The organism is Mycobacterium sp. FW102-FHT13B02 (assembly GCF_058790275.1).
On sequence record NZ_JBYTCM010000002.1, the window covers coordinates 164,138 to 186,239 of the forward strand.

27 protein-coding genes and 1 riboswitch are annotated in these 22,102 nt (G+C 68.9%); of the genes, 13 read left to right on the forward strand and 14 right to left on the reverse strand.

Annotated elements, in window-relative coordinates; translation table 11 throughout:
* Position 1: 1 nt before the first annotated feature.
* Together AC3WTE_RS03675 and AC3WTE_RS03680 are read right to left on the reverse strand one after the other, a co-directional pair.
* Positions 2-712: an MgtC/SapB family protein gene (locus tag AC3WTE_RS03675; RefSeq protein ID WP_492436271.1), complete on the reverse strand. Its 711-nt coding sequence runs from the start codon at positions 710-712 to the stop codon at positions 2-4.
* Positions 713-880: 168 nt separating this feature from the next.
* On the reverse strand, positions 881-1,186 hold the full coding sequence (locus AC3WTE_RS03680) for a type VII secretion target (protein WP_492435744.1): 306 nt from the start codon (positions 1,184-1,186) through the stop codon (positions 881-883).
* A 96-nt stretch (positions 1,187-1,282) separates the two neighbouring features.
* Between AC3WTE_RS03680 and AC3WTE_RS03685 the strand changes: the two genes are divergently transcribed.
* From AC3WTE_RS03685 to AC3WTE_RS03695, 3 genes are all read left to right on the forward strand, one after another.
* Positions 1,283-2,275, forward strand: coding sequence for an LLM class F420-dependent oxidoreductase (locus AC3WTE_RS03685; RefSeq protein WP_492435746.1), 993 nt, complete (start codon positions 1,283-1,285; stop codon positions 2,273-2,275).
* Positions 2,276-2,390: 115 nt separating this feature from the next.
* Positions 2,391-2,777, forward strand: a complete 387-nt coding sequence (locus AC3WTE_RS03690; RefSeq protein WP_492435747.1) for a hypothetical protein — start codon at positions 2,391-2,393, stop codon at positions 2,775-2,777.
* 47 nt (positions 2,778-2,824) lie between these two features.
* Positions 2,825-3,163 (forward strand): cupin domain-containing protein, encoded by a 339-nt coding sequence (locus tag AC3WTE_RS03695; RefSeq protein ID WP_492435748.1) that lies wholly within the window; start codon positions 2,825-2,827, stop codon positions 3,161-3,163.
* A gap of 41 nt (positions 3,164-3,204) precedes the next feature.
* Here the strand turns inward: AC3WTE_RS03695 and AC3WTE_RS03700 are convergent, their stop codons facing one another.
* Complete coding sequence (locus AC3WTE_RS03700) at positions 3,205-4,854, reverse strand: DNA repair helicase XPB (RefSeq protein WP_492435750.1); 1,650 nt, start codon at positions 4,852-4,854, stop codon at positions 3,205-3,207.
* 128 nt (positions 4,855-4,982) lie between these two features.
* Complete coding sequence (locus AC3WTE_RS03705; protein WP_492435751.1) at positions 4,983-7,220, reverse strand: helicase-associated domain-containing protein; 2,238 nt, start codon at positions 7,218-7,220, stop codon at positions 4,983-4,985.
* Positions 7,221-7,285: 65 nt separating this feature from the next.
* Between AC3WTE_RS03705 and AC3WTE_RS03710 the strand changes: the two genes are divergently transcribed.
* The 4 genes from AC3WTE_RS03710 (at position 7,286) to AC3WTE_RS03725 (ending at position 8,909) form a co-directional block, all read left to right on the forward strand.
* Positions 7,286-7,474, forward strand: coding sequence for a hypothetical protein (locus AC3WTE_RS03710; RefSeq protein WP_492435752.1), 189 nt, complete (start codon positions 7,286-7,288; stop codon positions 7,472-7,474).
* Between the two features lie 2 nt (positions 7,475-7,476).
* On the forward strand, positions 7,477-7,947 hold the full coding sequence (moaC, locus tag AC3WTE_RS03715) for a cyclic pyranopterin monophosphate synthase MoaC (RefSeq protein ID WP_492435754.1): 471 nt from the start codon (positions 7,477-7,479) through the stop codon (positions 7,945-7,947).
* 63 nt (positions 7,948-8,010) lie between these two features.
* Positions 8,011-8,490 (forward strand): MogA/MoaB family molybdenum cofactor biosynthesis protein, encoded by a 480-nt coding sequence (locus AC3WTE_RS03720; protein WP_492435756.1) that lies wholly within the window; start codon positions 8,011-8,013, stop codon positions 8,488-8,490.
* Positions 8,487-8,909: a molybdenum cofactor biosynthesis protein MoaE gene (locus tag AC3WTE_RS03725; protein ID WP_492435757.1), complete on the forward strand. Its 423-nt coding sequence runs from the start codon at positions 8,487-8,489 to the stop codon at positions 8,907-8,909. The genes AC3WTE_RS03720 and AC3WTE_RS03725 overlap by 4 nt, the downstream gene beginning before the upstream one ends.
* 127 nt (positions 8,910-9,036) lie before the next feature.
* On the opposite strand, the gene AC3WTE_RS03730 is transcribed toward AC3WTE_RS03725, so the two are convergent.
* The 4 genes from AC3WTE_RS03730 to AC3WTE_RS03745 all read right to left on the reverse strand — a co-directional run bounded on the left by AC3WTE_RS03730 (position 9,037) and on the right by AC3WTE_RS03745 (position 12,319).
* Positions 9,037-10,176, reverse strand: a complete 1,140-nt coding sequence (locus AC3WTE_RS03730) for a transglycosylase family protein (RefSeq protein WP_492435759.1) — start codon at positions 10,174-10,176, stop codon at positions 9,037-9,039.
* Positions 10,177-10,184: 8 nt separating this feature from the next.
* Positions 10,185-10,352: riboswitch (cyclic di-AMP (ydaO/yuaA leader) on the reverse strand.
* A 240-nt stretch (positions 10,353-10,592) separates the two neighbouring features.
* Positions 10,593-10,841, reverse strand: coding sequence for a MoaD/ThiS family protein (locus AC3WTE_RS03735; protein WP_492436273.1), 249 nt, complete (start codon positions 10,839-10,841; stop codon positions 10,593-10,595).
* An 11-nt stretch (positions 10,842-10,852) separates the two neighbouring features.
* A complete protein-coding gene (gene moaA / locus AC3WTE_RS03740) occupies positions 10,853-11,914 on the reverse strand; it encodes a GTP 3',8-cyclase MoaA (protein ID WP_492435761.1) in 1,062 nt (353 codons plus the stop codon).
* Positions 11,915-12,319 carry a YccF domain-containing protein gene (locus AC3WTE_RS03745; RefSeq protein WP_459368241.1) on the reverse strand — a complete coding sequence of 135 codons (405 nt, stop codon included), beginning with the start codon at positions 12,317-12,319 and terminating at the stop codon, positions 11,915-11,917.
* Positions 12,320-12,468: 149 nt separating this feature from the next.
* Here AC3WTE_RS03745 and AC3WTE_RS03750 point away from each other — a divergent pair, with 149 nt between their 5' ends.
* Together AC3WTE_RS03750 and AC3WTE_RS03755 are read left to right on the forward strand one after the other, a co-directional pair.
* The gene (locus tag AC3WTE_RS03750) at positions 12,469-12,879 is read left to right on the forward strand and encodes a cold-shock protein (protein ID WP_073697818.1); all 411 of its coding nucleotides are present in this window, start codon (positions 12,469-12,471) and stop codon (positions 12,877-12,879) included.
* 83 nt (positions 12,880-12,962) lie between these two features.
* Positions 12,963-13,988 carry a glutathione S-transferase family protein gene (locus tag AC3WTE_RS03755; RefSeq protein WP_492435762.1) on the forward strand — a complete coding sequence of 342 codons (1,026 nt, stop codon included), beginning with the start codon at positions 12,963-12,965 and terminating at the stop codon, positions 13,986-13,988.
* Between the two features lie 16 nt (positions 13,989-14,004).
* Here AC3WTE_RS03755 and AC3WTE_RS03760 read toward each other — a convergent pair whose 3' ends face one another.
* Positions 14,005-14,487, reverse strand: a complete 483-nt coding sequence (locus tag AC3WTE_RS03760; RefSeq protein WP_492435764.1) for a DUF2771 domain-containing protein — start codon at positions 14,485-14,487, stop codon at positions 14,005-14,007.
* The gene (locus AC3WTE_RS03765) at positions 14,484-16,235 is read right to left on the reverse strand and encodes an MFS transporter (RefSeq protein ID WP_492435766.1); all 1,752 of its coding nucleotides are present in this window, start codon (positions 16,233-16,235) and stop codon (positions 14,484-14,486) included. Before AC3WTE_RS03765 ends, AC3WTE_RS03760 begins: the two co-directional genes overlap by 4 nt.
* Before the next feature lie 408 nt (positions 16,236-16,643).
* Here AC3WTE_RS03765 and AC3WTE_RS03770 point away from each other — a divergent pair, with 408 nt between their 5' ends.
* The gene (locus tag AC3WTE_RS03770) at positions 16,644-17,345 is read left to right on the forward strand and encodes a DUF3027 domain-containing protein (protein WP_492436275.1); all 702 of its coding nucleotides are present in this window, start codon (positions 16,644-16,646) and stop codon (positions 17,343-17,345) included.
* Here AC3WTE_RS03770 and AC3WTE_RS03775 read toward each other — a convergent pair.
* Together AC3WTE_RS03775 and AC3WTE_RS03780 are read right to left on the reverse strand one after the other, a co-directional pair.
* Positions 17,342-17,809: an SRPBCC family protein gene (locus AC3WTE_RS03775; protein ID WP_492435767.1), complete on the reverse strand. Its 468-nt coding sequence runs from the start codon at positions 17,807-17,809 to the stop codon at positions 17,342-17,344. The genes AC3WTE_RS03770 and AC3WTE_RS03775 overlap by 4 nt on opposite strands.
* Positions 17,810-17,838: 29 nt before the next feature.
* Positions 17,839-18,105 (reverse strand): DUF2530 domain-containing protein, encoded by a 267-nt coding sequence (locus tag AC3WTE_RS03780; protein ID WP_492435769.1) that lies wholly within the window; start codon positions 18,103-18,105, stop codon positions 17,839-17,841.
* 41 nt (positions 18,106-18,146) lie between these two features.
* On the opposite strand from AC3WTE_RS03780, the gene AC3WTE_RS03785 reads away from it, so the two are divergent.
* Genes AC3WTE_RS03785 through AC3WTE_RS03795 form a run of 3 tightly spaced genes read left to right on the forward strand, consistent with a single transcriptional unit; the run spans position 18,147 to position 19,721 of the window.
* A complete protein-coding gene (locus tag AC3WTE_RS03785) occupies positions 18,147-18,578 on the forward strand; it encodes an Rv0880 family HTH-type transcriptional regulator (protein ID WP_492435771.1) in 432 nt (143 codons plus the stop codon).
* Positions 18,575-19,435, forward strand: a complete 861-nt coding sequence (locus tag AC3WTE_RS03790; RefSeq protein ID WP_492435773.1) for a TrmH family RNA methyltransferase — start codon at positions 18,575-18,577, stop codon at positions 19,433-19,435. The genes AC3WTE_RS03785 and AC3WTE_RS03790 overlap by 4 nt, the downstream gene beginning before the upstream one ends.
* Positions 19,436-19,445: 10 nt before the next feature.
* A complete protein-coding gene (locus tag AC3WTE_RS03795) occupies positions 19,446-19,721 on the forward strand; it encodes a DUF2537 domain-containing protein (protein ID WP_492435775.1) in 276 nt (91 codons plus the stop codon).
* 86 nt (positions 19,722-19,807) lie between these two features.
* Here the strand turns inward: AC3WTE_RS03795 and sepH are convergent, their stop codons facing one another.
* Positions 19,808-20,743: a septation protein SepH gene (sepH, locus tag AC3WTE_RS03800; RefSeq protein ID WP_492435777.1), complete on the reverse strand. Its 936-nt coding sequence runs from the start codon at positions 20,741-20,743 to the stop codon at positions 19,808-19,810.
* Between the two features lie 137 nt (positions 20,744-20,880).
* The gene (serC, locus tag AC3WTE_RS03805; protein WP_492435778.1) at positions 20,881-21,987 is read right to left on the reverse strand and encodes a phosphoserine transaminase; all 1,107 of its coding nucleotides are present in this window, start codon (positions 21,985-21,987) and stop codon (positions 20,881-20,883) included.
* Between the last annotated feature and the right edge of the window lie 115 nt (positions 21,988-22,102).

Consider the following 22,102-nt stretch of genomic DNA (forward strand, 5'->3'; position numbering starts at 1 on the left):
GCTAGTCGGCCAGGGACATTTCCTCGGCGGTCCACCGTACGGAGGTCACCTCGGGTGCCTTGATGACATCGGCGAGGGCGGCTTCAATCTGGTGGTCGTCGCGTTCGTCGGCGATGACGGTGGCGGCGATCCGGACGCCCTGGTCGTCGGGCAGGTCGGTGGCGGCGATGGACTGCACGGTGAGGTTGGGGCGCGAGATGGCGTCGAACACCAGCCCGCGGATCCGGGTCTCCGCGCTGGTCGGGCACCGCACCTCGAACCGGTATTCGGCGGACGTCTTCTCGGTACCGGGGCCGTGGTGGCGGTCCAGGGTGCGGCCGATGGGCCGCAGGACGATGTTGGCCGCGATGACGGCACCCGCGCCGATCGCCGCGGGCACCAGCATGCCGCCGCCGGCGAGCGCTCCGACCGCGGCGGCAGCCCAGAGTGTGGCCGCGGTGTTGAGACCGGAGATGGTGGCACCTTGCTTCATGATGACGCCGGCGCCGAGAAAGCCGATGCCGGAGGCCACTTGGGCGGCCACCCGGGTCGGGTCGGCATGCACTCCGGTGAACGAGTACCCACCCATGACGACGAACAGGGTCGAGCCGAGGCTGACGAGCGCGGCCGTGCGCAGCCCGGCATTACGGGAACGCCATTGCCGCTCCATGCCGATGGCGGCGCCCAGGGTCAGGCCGGCCCCGATCCGCAAACCGATCTCGAGCGTGTCGATCATGTTGTGCTCCTGATGTTTTCGCCCGTCTCGGGGCAATGGTTGCCCGGACTCGGCTGCGACACCGGCTGCGCTTGCCTTACCCGCAGCGTCGGTGGGTAAGGGCGGATTGTAGGGACACAGTTCGAACGGTGGGTGAACGGCGGATTTCGCGTCTGGTCGGGCGGCTCAGTGGCCGGGCATGGTCTTTCCGATGGCGGCGCCTGCCGTGGCATCGGTGCTCTGGTACTTGGTCACCGCGGTGCGCAGTGAGTCGGCGAACCCGGTGACGGCCTTGCCCATGTTCTGGCAGTCGGTGTTCAGTTGCGGGCCCACGCGCTGGCACGCGGCACCGGTGGCGAATCCGGGCATGCCCGCAGCGGCCGAATTCAGGGGCTCTTCCGGCGTCAGAGCGCCGACGGCCGAGCCGCACGACGTCATGGTGCCCGCCGCGGCGGTCAGGGCCTGCGGGTCGACGCGCATTTCGGGTGCCATGTTCTCCAGCCTAAGTGCGGTGCCCGGTGGTCGCCGACGCCGATTGACGGCGAGGTTCGAGCACGCGTGCGCCCGGGCCGTCCTAAAGTCGGGACCATGCGCTTCGGACTGTTCATCCCGCAAGGTTGGCGACTCGATCTGGTGGGCATCGCCCCTCAGGATCAATGGCAGGTGATGCGTGACCTCGCCGCGTATGCCGACGGCGGCCCGTGGGATTCGCTGTGGGTCTACGACCACTTCCACACCGTGCCGATGCCGACCGCGGAGGCCACGCATGAGGCGTGGACGTTGATGGCGGCCTACGCGGCGACGACCTCGCGGATCAAGCTGGGCCAGATGTGCACCGCGATCAGCTACCGCAACCCCGCGTATCTGGCGAAGGTCGCCGCGACCACCGACATCATCTCCGGCGGCCGGGTGCAGATGGGCATCGGCGGCGGCTGGTACGAACACGAGTGGCGCGCTTACGGTTACGGCTTCCCGTCGGCCGGTGTGCGGCTGGCGCGGCTCGATGAGGGCGTGCAGATCATGCGCACCGCGTGGCGCGACGGAGTGGTGAGCTTCGACGGCAAGCAGTACCAGGTTGACGGTGCCATCGTGCAACCCAAACCGTTGCAGGCGGACGGTATTCCGCTGTGGATCGCCGGTGGCGGTGAGAAGGTGACGCTGAAGATCGCCGCCAAGTACGCGCAGTACACCAACTTCACATCCGAGCCCGCCGGCTTCGCGCACAAATCGGAAGTGCTGCAACAGCATTGCCGTGAGGTCGGTACCGACTACGCCGGCATCGTCCGCTCGGCGAACTTCAACGTGGTGATCGGGGAGTCCGAGGCCGACGTCGCAGCCCGCATCGCGCGCATCCGGGAGCGTCAGGTCGCCGTCGCGCACGAGGCTGCCGTCGACGCCATGGTCAAGAACCTGACGTCACCCGATTCTGCCTGTGGCACCACCGAACAGGTGATCTCGAAGCTGCAGAAGATCAAGGACCTCGGGTGCGGGTACGCGATCCTGTATTTCCCCGAAGCCGCTTACGACAGGTCGAGCATCGAGGCCTTCGAGCGCGAGGTGATCCCCGCGCTCGGTGACTAGCCGGACGCCGTTGCCGTATTTCGTGCTCGATTGAGCTTTTCCGAAGGTGTCCGGTTCCGGTCGGAAAGATGAACGGCTGGTAGCGCAAAGGTGCAACCTCGGTGATCATTGCGCCATGTTGCCGACGACGCGCGAAACCGGACGCCGAGCCGTTCCGGTGCCGATTCCCTCACATGCCACCGCCACCCGGCGCACGGTGCGCCCCGGTGTCGTGAGCGGCCGGCCGCGGGTCGATACCCGGCCCCGGCCCGCGCACCGCGCCGACCTCGCGCAATCGCGCCTGTTCGCGGCCCTGCTACTGGACGAGGTTGCCGATCTGGAAGACCAGATGACGTTGTTGGAGCGGCGATCCCGACGTGGGCAGAGCACGGGCGAACCGGGTTCGGAGCTGCCGTCCGACGCGCTGCTGGCGCTGCGTCGGCGGCTCCTGGAGGTAGAGCGGATGCTCGACGCACTGGCTCGTCGTTTCCCCAACGAGGGGGATTCGCTGCGCGTGATTTAAACCGCCAAAGGGTCGCCACGGGGAGTGCTGAGGCGGATAGTCAGAGCATGGAGAAGATCTCTTTGACCGCCCTGGCCCGTCAGCATCTGGACGCCGCGAAGAACGGAAACGGCGGGCGCAGCGCGCACACGGTCTTCGGCGGCCACGAGCACGCGTTGCGGCAGACGCTGATCGCGCTCGCCGACGGCAATGAGTTGGCCGAACACGAGAGCCCCGGCGAGGCCACCCTTCAGGTGCTGCAGGGCCGGGTGCGGCTCGTCGCCGAACAGGCCAGCTGGGATGGGATGGCCGGCGACCACATCATCATTCCGTCCACCCGGCACAGCCTGAAGGCGCTCGCCGACTCGGTGGTGCTGCTGACGGTCGTCAAACAGCCGGCGCGTTAGGCGGAACGAACGTCATCGCGCGCTCTGCGAGCGCGTTGATGCTAAATAGCGGGTCCCAGCAGGTCGTCGGCGTCTTTGATGATGTAGCCGTAGCCCTGCTCGGCGAGGAAGCGCTGCCGGTGTGCGGCGTACTCGGCGTCGAGGCTGTCACGCGAGACCACCGAGTAGAACACCGCGCCGCCGCCATCGGCCTTGGGGCGCAGCAACCGGCCCAGGCGCTGGGCCTCCTCCTGCCGCGACCCGAACGTCCCCGAGACCTGAACGGCCACAGAGGCTTCCGGTAGATCGATGGAGAAGTTTGCGACCTTCGAGACCACCAGCGTGCGGATCTCACCCGACCGGAACTGGTCGAACAGCGCCTCGCGTTCGGCGTTCTTGGTGGAGCCCTGGATCACCGGGGCGTCCAGCTCCTGGCCGAGTTCTTCGAGCTGATCCAGGTAGGCGCCGATCACCAGGGTCGGCTCATCGGGATGCCGGGCCAGGATCGACTTCACCACCGCGATCTTGGTGTGCGCCGTCGAGCAGAGCTTGTAGCGCTCCTCGGGCTCGGCCGTCGCGTACGTCATGCGCTCGTTCTCGGTCATGGTGACCCGGACCTCGACGCATTCGGCGGGCGCGATCCAACCCTGTGCCTCGATGTCCTTCCACGGGGCGTCGTACCGCTTCGGCCCGATCAGCGAGAACACGTCGCCCTCGCGGCCGTCTTCGCGAATCAGGGTGGCGGTCAAGCCGAGCCGGCGCCGGGACTGCAGGTCGGCCGTCATCCGGAACACCGGCGCGGGCAGCAGGTGCACCTCGTCGTAGATGATCAGGCCCCAGTCGCGGCTGTCGAACAGTTCCAGGTGCTTGTACTCGCCCTTGGTGCGGCGGGTGATCACCTGGTACGTCGCGATGGTGACGGGCCGGATCTCCTTGCGCTCGCCGGAGTATTCACCGATCTCTTCTTCGGTCAGTGAGGTGCGTGCGATCAGCTCGCGCTTCCACTGCCGGCCGGCGACGGTGTTGGTGACCAGGATCAGCGTCGTGGCCCCGGCCTTGGCCATGGCTGCCGCGCCGACCATCGTCTTGCCCGCGCCGCAGGGGAGCACCACGACGCCCGACCCGCCGGCCCAGAATGAGTCCGCGGCCAGCTCTTGGTAATCGCGCAGCTTCCAGCTGTCCTGTTCCAGCGTGATCGGGTGTGCCTCACCGTTGACGTAGCCGGCCAAATCCTCTGCCGGCCAACCGATCTTCAGCAGCATCTGCTTGACGCGGCCGCGCTCAGACGGGTGGACGATGACGGTGTCGTCGTCGATCTGGGCGCCGAGCATCGGGGTGATCTTCTTGTTCCGCAGCACCTCGGCGAGCACCGCGCGGTCCAGGCTCACCAGCGTGAGCCCGTGCGCGGGATGCTTGACCAGCTGCAACCGCCCGTAGCGGCCCATGGTGTCGACGATGTCGACCAGCAGCGGCTGCGGCACCGCGTAGCGCGAGTGCGACACCAGCGCGTCGACCACCTGCTCGGCATCGTGACCCGCGGCGCGCGCGTTCCACAGCGCCAGCGGCGTGATCCGGTAGGTGTGCACGTGCTCGGGAGCACGCTCCAGTTCGGCGAACGGCGCGATCGCCGCCCGCGCCGCCCCGGCCTGCTCGTGGTCGACCTCGAGCAGCACCGTCTTGTCCGACTGGACGATCAGGGGTCCGTCAGTCATGCGCCATCCACTCTTTTCCCTTGCTCGCAGGCCATCCGGTCCATTATCCAGACGCGGTCGAGTGGTCCATTTCCACCGCAAACGGGAGGTACCTCCAGCTCGTGGTGGAAACGCGGCCCCGGAACACCCTATTCCGGCGCGACGACCGAGGTCACCCGGTGGATGGCGAATTCCCGGACCCGCCCCGCGGCCGGGTCGTAGGCGGTCAGCTGGCCACCGCGCACGTTCACCGGCGACACCACGCGCTGGGTGGCCACTCCTGCGGCGTCGACGTAGCCGATCACCACCGATGACTGGGTCAGCGCGGCGTCGGTCAGCAACGAGATGGCGGCCGCCGGGTCCAGCCGCTCCCCGTTGCCGCCGCGGCCGGTCTGGCGCAGGACGGCGACGATCGCGCCGAGCGTCTTCTCGTTCGGCGGCTGGGGGAGCCGGAAGGTACGACGGTGAATGGGCGTGGACACCCGCGCCCCGAGAGGACGCAGGTCGACGATGGTGCCCGACCAGTCCTCGGCGGCCGGGGCGAAGCCCGCGGTGCGCAGGCCCGCGAGCACGTCGGCGATCGGGGCCGGGGACACCGCGACAGTCGGGGCCAGCGCCCGCAGGCTCAGCTGCTCGAGGGTGGGGGAGGCCAGGGCCTGCGCCAGCAGGGCCGGGTCCTCGCACCGGATGAACGACGATGCCATGCCGACCCGCAACTGCCCGTGCCGGCGGGCCACGTCGTCGATCAGGTAGGTGAGTCCCTGCGGCACAGGTGTCTTGGAGTGCCGGGCGAACAGGGTGTGGATCTCGCTTGCGGTCCGGCCGGTGTCCAGGGCGCGCCGGATCGACTGCTCGCTGATTCGGTAAACCGTTGCCGCGCCCGCGGATTCGATGTCCGCGACGGCCGCCAGCTGGTCGGCGAGGTCGCGTTCCAGCGGCCCGGGGACGACGACCGTCAGGTCGGCCTGCAGCAGGAAATGATCGATCGGGTCGGGCAGGGCCGCCGCCATCGCGGCAGTGACCTCTTCTTCGGGCGCGCCCGCCAGCAGCAGCCGGCTGGGCCCGGCGATGGCGCCGCGGCCGACCATGCCCAAAGCATGTGCCTCGGTGAGTAATTCGCCGGTGGGCTCCGGTTGCAGGCGGGCGGTCCAGCGCGGCCGGCGCCACAGCATCGCCGCCGAAGCGGTGGCGGTGTCCATGGTGCTACCCGGTGGCAGCTCGGCGAGCACCGCCAGCAGGAGTCGGCGGTCCAGCGGCGCGGCCGACGAATACAGCGCATTGGTCAGGGCGGCATAGGGTTTGCCGTCCGGGCCGCGCTTGCCGACCAGGCCGGGCCGGCACGGCAGGTCCAGCCAGGTGGTGGCCAGCAGATACCAGCGGGTGGCGGCGCTCGATTCGATGAACCGGTCCGCGGCCACGGTCGGCGCCCAGTACGGGCCGTCGTCGTAGTCGTCGGAGTCCGGGATGCCCGACGCGATCAGCGTGGCCGACGCGCATAGTTCCAGGATCAGCGACAGCCGCTGCTCGTCGATACCGGTGACCTTGGTCAGCCGCTTGGCGTCGCGGACGCCGAGGCCGCCGCTACGTAGCTCGGGAACCGGTGTGGCCGAAAGGGTTTCGAGGACCAGCTCAACTTCCCGCAGCAGGTCGACGGCCGAGCCGGCGGCCGCCGCGTCGACGTCGGCCTCCGCCAGAACCGGCGTAGACGGTGCCGGCGGCGTCAACGTCGCCGGTGCCGGCGGCTGGCCCCGCAGCACGTGGGCGACCAGCCGCGGCAGGATCACCGTCTCGTCGTCGATGCGGCGCAGCAGGCCCATCGCAATCAACTGCGGCACCGGGCGGTCGGCGGGCGTACCGGGTGCCGCGTCCTTGGTTCGGCCTATCGGTGACCCGTCGGCCAGTCGCTCCAGCAGCTCCCGCTGCGCCGTGTCGATGCCGGCCAGTTTCTCGGCGATGCCGTCGCCGTCGGGGTCTTCGACCGTGACCTGCCCCGGATACCAGGGCAGCACCGACGCCGCCTCCGACACCACTCGCACCGAGTCACCGCCCCACACCAGCCCGCGGGTCCGCAGCTCATCGAGCGCCGAGGTGACGATCTTCTTGGTGGCGCGGCCGGCCAGCAGTTTGAACAGCGCGCCGGTCGGCACGGCGATGGAGGTGGCCTGCAGTGTCAGCAGGGCATCCAGCACCGCCAGCTGTAGAAAGTCGAGATCGTCGGTCGCGGCTTTGACCGATTGCCGGGACTGCGCCCGGGCCGCCAGCGCTGACAGGGTCGCCGGTGGCGGCTGGGTGAGGTCGGGGCGGGCGCGCAGCAGCTGCACCAGCTGCGCATCCGACATGTCGGCCAGCCAGGAGCCCAACGGCACACCCGGGGAATCGTCGATCATTGCTGACCAGCGTAAAGCAGCCTCCCGGCCTCGCCAGCGGGCGCGGGGCCTGCCACAATGTCTCCGTGGCTGAGAAGAAGAAGAACCAGTACGTCGACAATGGCTGGCCCGAGGTGAACGGTCACGACGACCACGCCGTCAGCGAACTGGCAACGGATCGCACCGGCGCGCTGTCGCCGTTCGGTGAATTGCAGTTCCCGCTGCCGGCCGAGACGCTGCCGTACACGCACCCGGTCACCGTCGTCAACAAGTAGCCGTGGAGCTCTCGCACCTGGACGAATCGGGTGCGGCCCACATGGTGGACGTGTCCGCCAAGGACGCCACCCGGCGCACCGCCCTCGCGGCGGGCGTCCTGCGCACCCGCGCCGACGTCGTCGACCTCATCACCAGCGGCGGCCTGCCCAAAGGTGACGCCCTGGCGACCGCGCGCGTGGCTGGCATCATGGCCGCCAAGCGCACCAGTGACCTGATCCCGCTGTGCCACCAGCTGGCGCTGACCAAGGTCGAGGTCGCGTTCGAGGCTGGCGCCGGCGGTGCCGACATCGTGATCACCGCGACCGTGCGCACCACCGACCGCACCGGCGTCGAGATGGAAGCGCTCACCGCCGTCAGCGTCGCCGCGCTGACGCTGTACGACATGATCAAGGCCGTCGACCCGGCCGCGCGCATCGACGACATCCGTGTGCTGCGCAAGGAAGGCGGCAAGACCGGACTCTGGGAGCGGTGATGAGCGCCTGCGCGAAGAACAGACGGAACTGATGAGCGCCTGCGCGAAGAACAGACAGCCAACGTGAGCCGCACCGCCCGCGTCGTCATCGCCTCCACCCGCGCCGCCGCCGGTGTCTACGAGGACCGCACCGGCCCGCTGATCGTCGCTTGGCTCGCCGAGCGTGGATTCGACGTGCCCGCGCCGGTCGTCGTCACCGATGGGACGCCGGTGGGTGCCGAACTGCGCCGGGCCATCGCTGACGACGTGGACGTCGTCCTCACGTCAGGTGGCACCGGCATATCGCCGACCGACGCCACCCCGCAAGCCACCCTCGAGGTCCTGGACTACCAGATCCCGGGGCTGGCCGACGCGATCCGCCAATCCGGCCTGCCCCACGTCCCGACTTCGGTGCTGTCGCGTGGCGTGTGTGGCGTGGCCGGCCGGACCTTGATCGTCAACCTGCCTGGGTCATCCGGGGGAGTGAAGGACGGGCTGGGCGTGCTGGCCGGGGTGTTGGACCATGCGCTGGACCAGCTCAGTGGAAAGGACCATGCCGGGTGATCGTGCTGCGTGCCGACCTCAGTGAATCGCCGATCGATGTCGCCTCCCACGAGGCCCTGGTCGACCACAGCGCCGCGGGAGCGGTCGTGAGCTTCGCCGGCATCGTGCGCAACCACGACGGCGGCCGTGGGGTAACCCGACTGGAGTACTCGGCGCACCCGTCGGCCGCCGAGGTACTGGCCGAGGTTGCTGCCGACGTCGCAGCCGCCTCCGAAGGCGTGCGAGCCATCGCCGTCAGCCACCGGATCGGCGTGCTCGACATCGGGGACGCCGCCCTCGTCGCGGCGGTATCGGCCGATCACCGCGCCGCGGCGTTCCGGACCTGCGCGCTCCTGGTCGACACGGTCAAGGAGCGGCTGCCGGTGTGGAAGCACCAGTTCTTCACCGACGGCACCGACGAATGGGTCGGCTCCGCCTGACGTCCGCCGAGGTTTCGTGTTGAGCCTGTGATGGTGGCACGGACTACTCGAACCTCTGCGCCCTGGAATCAGGGTCAACGGCAAAGAAAAGCGCCCCGGTCGACCGAGGCGCTTTTCTTTATCCGTACTAGTTCGCCGGAGCCGGCGCGATGTCGGCAACCGGGGCCGGGCCGGGCGCCGGAGCGTTCGGCGGAGCCTGCATGTCGCCGCCCGGCGCGCCGGTCCGCGTCGAGGCGACAGCGAGCAGGGCGTCACGGCCGGAGATGTCCTTGTTCTGCACCGCGTGCCACAGCTCTTTGAGATAGCTCATGTTGGAGCTCTCGCCGGTATCGGTCGGCTCCATGGTCGAGCCCGGGGGCAGGTTGGCAGGGCTGGCGAGGTGCGGAGTGCCGTCCGGTGGGGTCTGCAGCGCGGCGGGGGCAGCCGGTGCCGGGGCTGGGGCTGGGGCCGGGGCCGGGGCGTCAGCCGCCGGAGCAGGCGCGTCGACGACCGGGGCCGGGTCGGCCGGCAGGTCCTGCTTGGCGTGCAGCGCCCAGGCGCCGTTGTCGGCGGGAGCCTGGTTGGTGTCCCAGTTGGCGGCCTGGATCACGGGCGCCGGGGCCGGGGCGGGGGCATCCGGGGCAGGTGCGTCGACGACGGGAGCGTCGGGGGCCGGGGCCGGGGCCGGGGCCGGTGCCTCGGGGGCGGGAGCGGGGGCTTCGGGTACGTCCAGGGCCGGCGCTTCGGGAGCGGGGATGTCGTTGGCGACGGTGACGATGGTCGGGGCGTCAGGAGCCGGTGCCGGTGCGTCCAGCGGAGCGGCGGCGTCTTGCGCCGGAGCCGGATCGGCCGGGGCATTGAGCTCGGCGTTGTCGATCGTGGGGGCGGGAGCCTTGACCGGGGTGTTCACCGCATTGCGCGGGGTGGAGCCGGAGAGGCCGTGTCCGCACACCGGCCAGGCACCGCGGCCCTGGCTGGCCAGGACGCGCTCCGCGACAGCGATCTGTGCTTCCTTGCTGGCCATGTTCGCGGCCGGGGCGTACTCGCCACCGCCGTGGGCGCTCCAGGTGCTGGGCGAGAACTGCAGCCCGCCCTGGTAGCCGTTGCCGGTGTTGATGGCCCAGTTGCCGCCGGACTCGCAGCGGGCTACCTGGTCCCATTCGCCGTCGGTGGCGGCGGAGGCCTGAGCTGCGAGGGCGATGCTGCCGCCACCAAGGACCGCGCCGGTGAAGGCGATCTTGGCGACAGAGACGCTGGACGTGGTCGGTTTACGGTGGCGTCCACTCATAGAAAAAGCAGTCCTCTCGTCAACGCCTGCGAGGTCAGCTGTCGGGTTCGGGCTGGAGAGGTTGCCCGGCCTGCAAAGCAGGCTTCACCCCAAGGAGCCGAGGCTCCTGGTCCTGATTTCTTCGGTGGACCGGTTGGGTCCCCCGCCTCCATCCACGGGTTTGTCGTCGGCCGCACTTGATGGATGGAGCTAGGCGTTTCAAGTGCGGGTGCCAAAGGGTTGCTCTGGCTTGAGAGATGACGGTATCGGGTCGGGTGGGTTCCGTCACTTCGGCCGATTTTCGGCGTTTCGGCCTCCAGCAAATTATGAGAGGAGTTTAAAGGCGCTGGCTGTTTCGGCGTTTTTGCAGGTATCAATGCCGGTCAGGCTGGCTTCAGCCAGGTCGTTACTGTTTCGTTATGTGAGGCATTTCACAATTAGCCGCCGGCGAAGGGGGGAAGGACATCGATCGTCTCAGCCGTTGCCAGGGCGGTGTCCAGATCGCGCACGGCGACGCCGTCGCGCAGAAACGAGCAGCGTGAGAGCACTTTTGCCACATCTGCCCCACGCGTACCAATGGAGTGCACCAGATCGCGGACGGTGACGCCCGCATTGAGCTGCAACGTTTCGGTCTCGATCCCGGTTGCGGCCTTCGCGGCGGCGAAATAGCGCACCGTCACCAGCATTTCGGTCAACGTCAGCCGCCGATCGCACTCATCGGGCGGGCCGGCTGGACGAAACCCGGATCATTTATTCCGTGGCCCGCCGGCTTGGCCCACATCGCGGCCCGCCAGGCGGCTTCCAGCGCATCGTCGTCGGCGCCGTGTCGCAGCAACGCCCGTAAGTCCGTCTCCTGCTGCGAGAACAGACAGCTGCGCACTTGGCCGTCGGCCGTCAACCGGGTGCGGTCGCACGTGCCGCAGAACGCCGCGGAGACCGACGCGATGACGCCGACGGTGCCCAGCACCGTCCCATCGTCGTGCACCTGCCAGAGCTCGGCCGGCGCCGAACCCCGCGGTGCCGGGTCCGGGCGCAAGGTGAATTCCCGGCGGAGGGCCGCCAGAATCTGGTCGGCCTGCAGGACCGAACCGCGCTGCCAATGGTGCCCCGCGTCCAGCGGCATCTGCTCGATGATGCGCAGCTGGTAGCCATGCTCGAGGCAGAAATGCAACAACGCCGGGGCGTCGTCCAGGCCCGTTTCCGGGTCGAGCACCGCGTTGACCTTGACGGGGCTCAGACCGGCATCCTTCGCGGCGGCCAGGCCGTCCAGGACCTCGGGAAGCCGGCGGCGCCGGGTGATGGCGGCGAACCGGTCCGGGTCCAACGTGTCCAGCGAGACGTTGACGCGATTCAGCCCGGCTTTCTTCAGTGTCGACGCACGTTTGGCCAGTCCGACGCCGTTGGTGGTCACAGCGATGGCCGGCCGCGGTTGCAGCGCCGCCGCCGCCGCGACGACGTCCTCCAGATGGGGTGACAGCAGCGGCTCACCGCCGGTGAACCGGATGCCGGTGATGCCCAGACGGGTCACGGCCACCCGGATCAGCCGCGTCAGCTCGTCGAGCGTCAAGAGGTCGGTGCCCGGCAGCCAGTCCAGGCCCTCGGCCGGCATGCAGTAGGTGCAGCGCAGGTTGCAGCGGTCGGTCAGGGAGACGCGCAGGTCGGCCGCCACGCGGCCATACGTGTCGATCAGCGGTCCGGACGCGGGCGCCGCGCCGACGGGCCGGGCGACGGTGGGCAGGCCGAGAGGCGTGAGCGTCATCTATCTCTGCCAGGCCGGAGCAGGGTGTGTCTGATCGACCGGGACGATCTGCTTGCCGAGTGGCAGCAGCGACACCGGGATCAGCTTGAGGTTGGCCAGGGCCAGGGGGATACCCACGATGGTGATGGCCTGGGCGATGGCGGTGGCGATGTGGCCGAGCACCAGCCACCAGCCGCACAACACCAGCCAGATCACGTTGCCGACCAACGCACCGGGACGCGGACCGGGCTTGTCGACCACCGTCTGGCCGAACGGCCACAGCGCGTACACGCCGATGCGGGCTGCGGCGACGCCGAACGGGATGGTGACGATGAGAATGAAGCAGATCAGGGCGGCGAGGAAGTAGCCAAGCGCCAGCCAGAACCCGCCGAAAACCAGCCAGATGATGTTCAGGACCAGGCGCATGTCACCTCCTATAAATAGAACCTTCAGCCTACCGAGTAATGGGGATGCTGCGATCTGAGGTGGCCGAGTAGAATCAACGCCAACGCGTCCTGCGGAGGTGGGGCGCTTTCGTTATGTAACCGCATGTTGAGAACGAGCAGGTGAGACCAGTGCCAAGCGGCCGGGTTAAGTGGTACGACACGGAGAAGGGCTTCGGCTTCCTCTCTCAGGAAGAGGGCGAGGACGTCTACGTCCGGTCTTCGGCGCTGCCCGCCGGCGTTGAAGGTCTCAAGGCCGGTCAGCGCGTCGAGTTCGGCGTCGCCGCCGGTCGCCGTGGTCCGCAGGCCCTGAGCCTCAAGCTGATCGACCCGCCGCCGAGCCTGTCGCGCACCCGTCGCGAGGCGTCGGCTCCTGAGCACAAGCACACGCCCGACGAGCTGCACGGCATGGTGTCGGACATGATCACCCTCCTGGAGGACGTCGTGCAGTCCGAGCTGCGCCGGGGCCGTTACCCCGACCGCAAGACCGCCCGGAAGGTGTCCGAGGTGGTCAAGGCCGTCGCGCGCGAGCTCGACGCCTGATCGCCGCGCCGAACGTTGGCTTGTGTTCGAAAATCGGTTGATTTCACGCACACAAGCCAACGTCGGGCGGGCAGACTGGGGTCGTGTCCTACGTCAACTCCGGTTCTGAATTCACCCGCGACACGAACTACATCAGTACCCGGATAACTTCGCGCACGCGAGGAGCAGATGGGGCTGGGGCGGCCGGCGATTTTCCCGTCGAACCGGGCCGGTACCGGTTGATCGTCGCCAGGGCCTGTCCATGGGCCAACCGCGCCATCATCGTTCGCCGACTCCTGGGCCTGGAAGACGTTCTCTCCATTGGTTTTTGTGGTCCGACGCACGACCAGCGCAGCTGGACGTTCGATCTGGACCCCGGTGGCGTCGACCCGGTGCTGAAGATTCCGCGCCTGCAGGACGCGTACTTCAAGCGTGACCCGAACTACCCCAAGGGCATCACGGTGCCGGCGATCGTCGACGTGCCCACCGGTGCGGTCGTGACCAACGACTTCCCGCAGCTGACGCTGGACCTGTCCACCGAATGGACTGCCTACCACCGCGACGGTGCACCGCAGTTGTATCCGGAGTACCTGCGCGCCGAGATCGACGAGGTTGCGCAGCGCGTCTATACCGAGATCAACAACGGTGTTTATCGCTGCGGGTTCGCCGGGTCACAGGAGGCGTACGACGCCGCGTACGACCGACTGTTCACCGCGTTGGACTGGTTGACCGAAAGGCTCAGCGGCCAAAGGTATCTCGTGGGAGACACCATCACCGAGGCGGACGTGCGGCTGTTTACGACACTGGCCCGGTTCGACCCCGTCTACCACGGGCATTTCAAATGCAACCGGTCCAAGCTCTCCGAGATGCCGGTGCTGTGGGCGTATGCCCGGGACCTGTTCCAGACGCCCGGTTTCGGCGACACCATCGACTTCGTGCAAATCAAGCAGCACTACTACATCGTGCACGCGGACATCAATCCGACGCAGATTGTGCCGAAGGGCCCCGAGCTCGCCGGCTGGCTGCTGCCGCACGGCCGGGAAACGTTGGGCGGCAGGCCTTTCGGTGACGGCACGCCACCCGGCCCGGTCCGCGCCGGCGAGCGGGTGCCGGCCGGTCACGGCGCCTGACCGCTCGCGAGGAAACCTAGGGCCAGACGGTCCGCACCGACCACTCGGCGTGCGGCAAGGGGAACTCGTTGCCGTCGGAATCCCTTGCCAGAGTGGGTAGCTGGACCGCGAGACCGAGCAGCTTGCCGTGATGCGCGTCGACGGTCGGGATGGTGACGGCCAGTCGCTTGTCCGGCCGGAACTCGCGGACCGCGGAGCCGCCGTCTTCGTAGGCGAGCAGCAGCACCCACGGCGCTCGCGCGATGGCCTGCGGCACCGACAGCTGAACGGGATGGCGCGCCGTCACATGCAGCTCGCCGGTGGTCGCGGGGACGTCGCACGCCTTCAGGTGCACGTCGCAGTAGCGGTAGGGCCCCACCCGGGCGAGCTGGCCATCGGTGAAGGCGCTGATTTCGGGGAAGTCGGGGCCCTGGTGCCGCGTCAGCCGCCAGATCAGTACCCCGGTAGCCGTCGCCGACAGCACCGCGACCACTGCCAACAGCGAGAGAACTCGTTTCATATCCATCCTTGGCGCATCCCGTGGGGCACTGTGGGATCGGTCTGTCGTTCAGGCAAGGGGCCCTCCTGCTCAGCCAGTACGGGCCGGTTGCCGCCGAAGCCCGGGATCAGTGAGCCTCCGTTGTAGCTCACCAGGGTCTGGGCCAGCCCGGGGATCAGCAGGGCGCTGACCGCGGTGAACCCGACCCAGAGGTCCGTATAGATCAGCACACCGACGGCGCCGCCGATCACCCAGGCCAGCTGAAGCACCGACTCGGACCGGCCGAAGGCCGACGCCCGCGACTCCTCGGGCAGGTCGTGCTGCAGCGAGGCGTCCAGCGACGCTTTGGAGATCGCCGTCGCCGCCGAGGTGATCAGCGCTGCAGCCGCGGCCACCATCAGGTCGCCGGCCACCGCGGCGGCGATGGCGGCGGCGGTGACGATGACGGTCGCGCGCACCACTACCTGTGCGGGCTGCCCCAGCTTGAGCCGGGCACTGGCGATGTTGCCGGCGAAGTTACCGATGCCCGCGGCGGCGCCGATGAGCCCGAGGATCTTCAGCTGCTCCCAGCCGCTCGCGTCATGCGACTTGGCGACGAACGCCGGATAGAGGAACAGGAAGCCGACCAGAACCTTGATGGTGCAGTTGCCCCACAGTGACGTGATGATATTGCGGCCCAACGGTTGTCGCGGGGACTTGCCGTGATGTGGGTGCCGGAGTTGCTCGGTCGGCGCGTGGTACGACAGCGTCGCCGGCACCTCGCCCTCGGTGACCTCGACCCATTTGGGGATGCGCATGGTCAGGACCGAGCCCGCGACGGCCACGACGGCGACGACGTAGAGCGCGCCCGGCAGATGCATCAGCCCGAAGGTGTACTCGAAAGCGGCGGCGAGGCCACCACCCAGACCGGTGCCGCCCAACAACCCGAACATGGTCAGCCGGGAATTCACCCGGACCAGATCGATGGTCGGCGGCAGCACCCGTGGCGTCACCGCACTGCGCAGCACGCTGAACGATTTGGACAGCACCATCATGCCCAGCGCGCACGGGTACAGCACCCAGGGCGGATAGCTCCCGGTCGCGCCGTCGTAGTTACCGATCATCACGAGCGCGAGCACGACGCGCAGCGCGAACGAGACGGCCAGGGCGACCCGGCGACCGTGCTGCACCCGGTCGAGCGCCGGCCCGATCAAGGGGGCGATCACCGCGAACGGCGCGATGGTGATCAGTAGGTACAGGGCCACCTTGCTCTTGGACTCGCCGGAGGCCGCCGCGAAGAACAAGGTGTTGGCCAGCGCGACGCCCATGGCCGCGTCGAGCGCGTTGTTGGCGACAACGGGCCAGGTCAGCGCCGTCAGACCGGATTTGTCGGCGCCGTCGGCGGTGGCCGCGCGGTGCACGAAGCCGTAGACCTTGGTGCCCATCTCCCGGCTGCGCTGCGCGGCGGCGCGGGTGACGGTGATCTTCTCGCCATTGGCGTAGCCCCGACGGTCCTCATGGTCGCGCCGCCGGCCGTCGTAACCGTCGTCGAAGCCACGGTCGTAGTCCCGGTCGTAGTCGTGGCCGTCGTGGTGCTCGTCGTCGAGCGGCGGCAGCCACCGGTTGTCGCTGTGCGACGACGAGCCCCGCGGTGGCGGCCGGCGGCGGGACTGGCCAGGATCGCTCGGGTAGTTGGCCATGCCGGGATGCTCTTCGTCAGGGCGGCGCGGTGGGCGCGGCGGGTAGTAGCGGGGATCCCCCGACCTCCCGGCATCCCGCGGTCCACTCATGGGCACGATTGTTCCCCATGCTGCCGACAGCGGCGCGCAGGCAGGCGGTGTGGCCTTGTCCTGGGTGGTCAGGCAGTATTGAACGCGATGGACACGCCCAATGACACCGAATCGGCAGCCGTGACGCCGGACGAGTCGACGCCGACCGAGGCGCCGGTCGAGGTGCCGACCCCTGAAGCCACCGCGGAACCCATGGAGGCCGTCGAGGCTCTTGCTGAGGCAGCGGAATCCGCCGAGGTCGCGGACGTCGTCGCCGAGCCGCAGCAGGCCGCCGCCGACGAGTCCCCGGCCGACGAGGTTCCGGCCGTGGAGGTTCCGACTGTGGAGACCGAGCAGGGGCCGGACACCGAAGCCGCCCTTGAGGCGGTTGTCGAACAGGCCGACCTGCCCGACCTGACCCCGATCCTGATGGGCGCCGTCGACCAGGCTCGCGCCGCGATCATCGAATTCAGCGGCGCGGGCGTCGTCGGTGATTACCTGGGCGCCAGCTTCGACGACCCGGCTTCGGTGACCCATCGGTTCCTCGCCTCGATGTCCGGCTACCACGGCTGGCAGTGGGCAGTGGTGCTGGCGACCTATCCGGGCGCCGACCACACCACCGTCAGTGAAGTGGTCCTGGTGCCGGGCCCGGACGCGCTGCTGGCCCCGGAGTGGGTGCCGTGGCATGAGCGCGTACAGCCGGGTGACCTGAGCCCGGGTGATCTGCTGTCTCCGCCCCCGAACGATCCCCGCCTGGTGCCCGGTTACCTGGCATCCGGCGATCCCGAGCTTGACGAGGTGGCTGCTGAGATCGGCTTCGGTCGCAAGCAGGTGCTCAGCGACTGGGGCCGGACGGAGGCTGCGCAGCGCTGGCAGGACGGCGACTTCGGCCCGAACGCCGCCATGGCTCGCGCCACCCGGCGGACGTGCCGCGGATGTGGTTTCTACGTGCCACTGTCGGGTTCGCTCGGCCTGGTGTTCGGGGTCTGCGCCAACGAGCTGTCTGCCGACGGACGCGTGGTGTCGGCGGAGTACGGCTGTGGCGCCCACTCGGACACGCCGCCGCCGGAGCCCATCGGCTCACCGGCCTTCGAGCCCTTCGACGACGGCGTGCTCGACCTCGGTACTTAGTTCGAGGCGCTCTCGGCGGCGGTCTTGATCCGGCTGAGCGAGGTCTTCATGCCGTCGACCAGTTCCTGCTCGAACGTGGGCACGCCACCCATGAAGCGGTCGACGAGTGCGCCCGAGATGGGCTTGACGCCGTTCTCCGCATGCCGGCTGACGGTCACCTTGGTGCCGGTGCCGGCGGGCTCCAGCTCGTAGGTCCACTCGGTGCCGTTCGCGTTGACCAGGAACGACAGCTTCTTTTGCGGGTCCAGTGCGGTGATGGTCGAGGTGGTCGGCCAGAACATCGCGCCCCGCCGGTTGAGGTTGACGGTCTTGGTGCCGACCTTCACGGCGCCGATCGCCTTCATCACCCGGCATTGCGGGCTCCATTTGGGCATGTTGTCGAGGTCGGAGATCAAGGCCCAGACCCTGGCCACCGGCGCATTGATGGTGATGTCTGCCTGCAGCAGCGGTGCTTCTCCAGCCATCGGGCTCTCCCTTGTCGAGACGTTCCAGGTCAGCGCAGGCCGCGTTGGGCACCTCGAGCGCCGCGACGGGCTGCGCTGCGTTGCCACAGAAATATAGATGTGCCCAGTACGCCGACCCCGAGGCCCGCGACGGTCACCGGCCGCCAGTCGCGCAGGGCCGCGACAGTGAAGGCCAACACCACCGCCACCAGCCAGCCGATTGCGGCGACCACGATCAGGGGAACCGGGTCGAGCAGGCGGTCGGGAAGAGCCGGCGGCTCGGGTGCCGCCGGTTGTTCGTGCGCAGGCGTGGCCATCTCCTCTAACGCTAGTCGATCGATCGGTACGCTATCTGCTCGTGACGGACGCCGATGACCGCTTGGCCAATGACCTGTCGCTGGCCGTCGTGCGGCTGGCCCGGCAGTTACGGTTCCGTCGTCCGGATTCCCCGGTGTCCCTGACACAGTTGTCGGCGTTGGCCACGCTCGCCAAGGACGGCCCGATGACGCCGGGCGCGCTGGCCACCCGGGAGCGGGTGCGGCCGCCGTCGATGACGCGCGTCATCGCATCGCTGCTCGAACTGGGCCTGGTGGAACGCAGTTCGCATCCCGACGACCGGCGCCAGGTGCTGGTCGCGGTGTCCCCGGCCGGCGCGGAGCTGTTCGAGGCGGAGCGCCGGGCGGGCATGGAATGGCTGCAGGGCCGGCTCGAGAAGCTGAAGGAGCAGGACCGCGCGACCTTGCTCGCCGCTGCGGACCTGATGTTCGCGATCATCGACGAAGGCCAGTGAGCGCCGTAACGGAGGTCGACGACGGTGGGGACGGCGTCATCGACGTGATTGTCGAAGACGTCACCGACCCCGCTGATCCCCGGCTCGACGATTTCCGTGACCTCAACAGCGTCGATCGCCGCCCCGATCTGCCGTCGGGCAAAGGTCTGGTGATCGCCGAAGGTGTGCTGGTGGCGCAGCGCATGCTGGCCTCTCGGTTCAGCCCGCGCGCGTTCCTCGGCACCGACCGCCGGCTCGGCGAACTGGCCGACGACCTGGCCGGCAGCGGCGTGCCGTACTACCGCGCCAGTGCCGAGGTGATGGCCGAGGTCGTCGGCTTCCACCTGAACCGGGGCGTCCTGGCGGCGGCGCCACGGCCTGCCGAACGGTCGGTGTCCGAGGTGCTGCAGGATGCTCGGACCGTCGCAGTGCTCGAGGGCGTCAACGACCACGAGAACCTGGGCTCGATCTTCCGCAATGCCGCGGGGCTCGACGTCGACGCGGTGGTGTTCGGCGCCGGCTGCGCCGATCCGTTGTATCGGCGCGCGGTCCGGGTATCGATGGGACATGCGCTGCTGGTGCCCTACGCCCGCGCGCAGTCGTGGCCGGGTGATCTGAAGTTGATGCAGGACAACGGCTTTCATCTCATCGCGATGACGCCAGGGGAAGGGTCCGTGCCGCTGGCCGATGCCCTCGCGCCGTTGGCGAACCAGAAGGTCGGGGTGCTGGTCGGAGCGGAAGGCCCGGGGCTCACCGAACACACCATGCGGGCCTGCGAGGTGCGAGCGCGCATTCCGATGTCGCGGGGGACCGACTCGCTGAACGTCGCGACGGCCGCTGCGCTGGCGTTCTACGAACGTGCCAGGGCGGCGGGCTAAGTTGGCTCAGATGACGACGCCGACGCAGACACCCTGGGGCACCGGACTGACGGTGTCGGCATTCGTGGCCGCGCTGACCGCGGCGGCCATCATCGTCCTGTCCCTCGGCTTGCTCCGGGTGCACCCGCTGCTGGCAGTGGGCTTGAACGCGGTGGCGGTCGGCGGCCTGGCCCCGACAGTGTGGAGCTGGCGCGTCCGCCCCGTATGGCGCTGGTTCGTCTGGGGCGCCTGTGCGGGCGTGGCGCTGGGGTGGATCGCGACGGCGGCCATCGCGTTGTCCAGCTAGCCTCACCCGGCGTTGATCCTGTAGCTACGGCGCAAAAGCGCGAGTAGCGCAGGCCCTCAGTACAGAGTCGACGCGCAAACGCCGGGTCAGCGCTGGCCGTTGGCCCGGACGCCGAGCAGCACGTCTTCCCAGGCCGGAATCTCTGGCTTCTTCTTGCGCGGACGCGGCGCGGGTGCGGCCGGCTCGGGGGTCTCGGTGACAGCGGCCGGCTCGGGAGCGGGGATCGGCTCCGGCGCCGGCGGGGCGACAGGCGCCGCGGGCACCGGGGGAGCGACGGGTGCCGGCGTCATGACGACGACCGGGGCGGGTGCAGGTTCCGGGGCGGCGGGCTCCGGTTCGGGGACGAACGCGGGCATCGGGATCTCGGCGACCGACTCCTCGAAATGCAGCTGTGGGAGCGGTGCGACCGACCGCAGGGCCGGGCGGGCGTAGTTCGGATCGATCAGCTCGGTGGCGGCGTCGTCGAAAGCGGTGGTGGTGCCGCCGTGGGCGCCCGGGCTGAACCGGAAGTGCGCGACGTTGTCGGAGCGTCCGGCCTTCCAGCCGAACTGCACGGTCCACCGGCTGTCCTCGTTACGCCAGGCGTCCCACTTGGTTGCGTCGGGATCGAGTCCGCGGGAGATCAGAGCGCCGGTCACGGTTTCCAGCAGGGTCAAAACCGACGGGCCGTCCGGCAGGATCGGGTGCGACGCGCTGGCGAGCTCGGCGGCGCGGGACCGCTCCAGCAGTACCGGGTGGGCGAAGCGCATGACGCGCTCCGGGCTCACCCCCGCGGCTGCGGCGAGCTGCTCGACGGAGGCGCCGGCTCGGATGCGGGCCTGGATGTCACGGGGGCGCAGGGAGTTGGGCACCTCGACCTCGATCTGAGTCTGGTTGCTGGCGGCCCGGTCGCCACGGACGGCGGCCTTCAGTCGATCATCGACACGCAAGAAGAACTTGTCTGCGGTGGCCGAACCGTTGGGGGTCTCGCAGATGATGCGCTTGCCGTCGGCATCGAGTCCGACGACCTTGAGTTCCCTCATTGGTGACCTCCTAGGACGCGGCTTAACGGCCCACCCTACTGCGTTATCGACTCGTAATCGTGCTGACACACCGAGGCGCGCACCTCTTGCTGAGCTGCGCGCCTCGGTTTGTGTTCGTGATTGTGCGGAGAGCTGTACTACAGGCGTTCGACAACCCAGTCGACGCACGCCGTCAGGGCGCTGACGTCGTCGGGGTCGATGGCCGGGAACATGGCCACGCGCAGCTGGTTGCGGCCCAGCTTCCGGTACGGCTCGGTGTCGACGATTCCGTTGGCGCGCAACACCTTTGCCACGGCTGCGGCATCCACGTCGTCGTTGAAGTCGATGGTGCCGACCACCTGGGACCGCAGTGCCGGGTCCGCGACGAACGGAGTGGTGAACGGACGCGACTCGGCCCACGAGTACAGCCGCTGCGACGAGTCGGCGGTGCGCTTGACGGCCCAGTCCAGGCCGCCGTTGCCGTTCAGCCAATCCAGTTGCTCGGCGAGCAGGATCAGGGTCGCGATCGCCGGGGTGTTGTAGGTCTGGTTCTTGAGGCTGTTCTCCACCGCGATGGGCAGCGACAGGAAGTCGGGCACCCAGCGGTCGGTGGCGGCGATCTGCTCGACCCGGGCCAGTGCGGCGGGGCTCATCACGGCCAGCCAGAGGCCGCCGTCGGAGGCGAAGTTCTTCTGCGGCGCGAAGTAGTAGGCGTCGGTGTCGGCGATGTTGACCGGCAGTCCGCCGGCGGCCGAGGTGGCGTCGATGGCGACGAGCGCGTCACCGGCGGGCCGCTGGATCGGCACCGCGACACCGGTCGAGGTTTCGTTGTGGGCCCAGGCCACGACGTCGACGTCGGGGTCCGACTGCACCGCAGGCGCGCTGCCGGCGTCGGCCTTGATGATGATCGGGTCGCCGACGAACGGGTTCTTGGCGACGCACGACGCGAACTTGCTGCTGAACTCGCCGTAGGTGAGGTGCAGCGAGCGCTTGTCGATGAGGCCGAAGGCGGCGGCATCCCAGAACGCGGTCGAGCCGCCGTTGCCGAGGATCACCTCGTAGCCGTCGGGGGTGGCGAACAGTTGCTTGACACCGTCGCGCACGCGACCGACCAGGTTCTTGACCGGGGCCTGGCGATGTGAGGTGCCGAAAAGGCTGCCGGCGGCGGCCAGTGCGGTCAGCTGCTCGGGGCGAACCTTGGACGGGCCGCAGCCGAAGCGTCCGTCGGCGGGCTTGATGTCGGCGGGAATGGTGAGCTCAGCCATGGGTGCCAGCGTAGTTGCAGGTCGACGGCCCGGTGACCGCGGGATCGGCCTGGTTGCTCCACTTTGCGCGCAGGTCGTGTGATCGGCGTCACAAAGTGGTTGGAGATGTGTGATG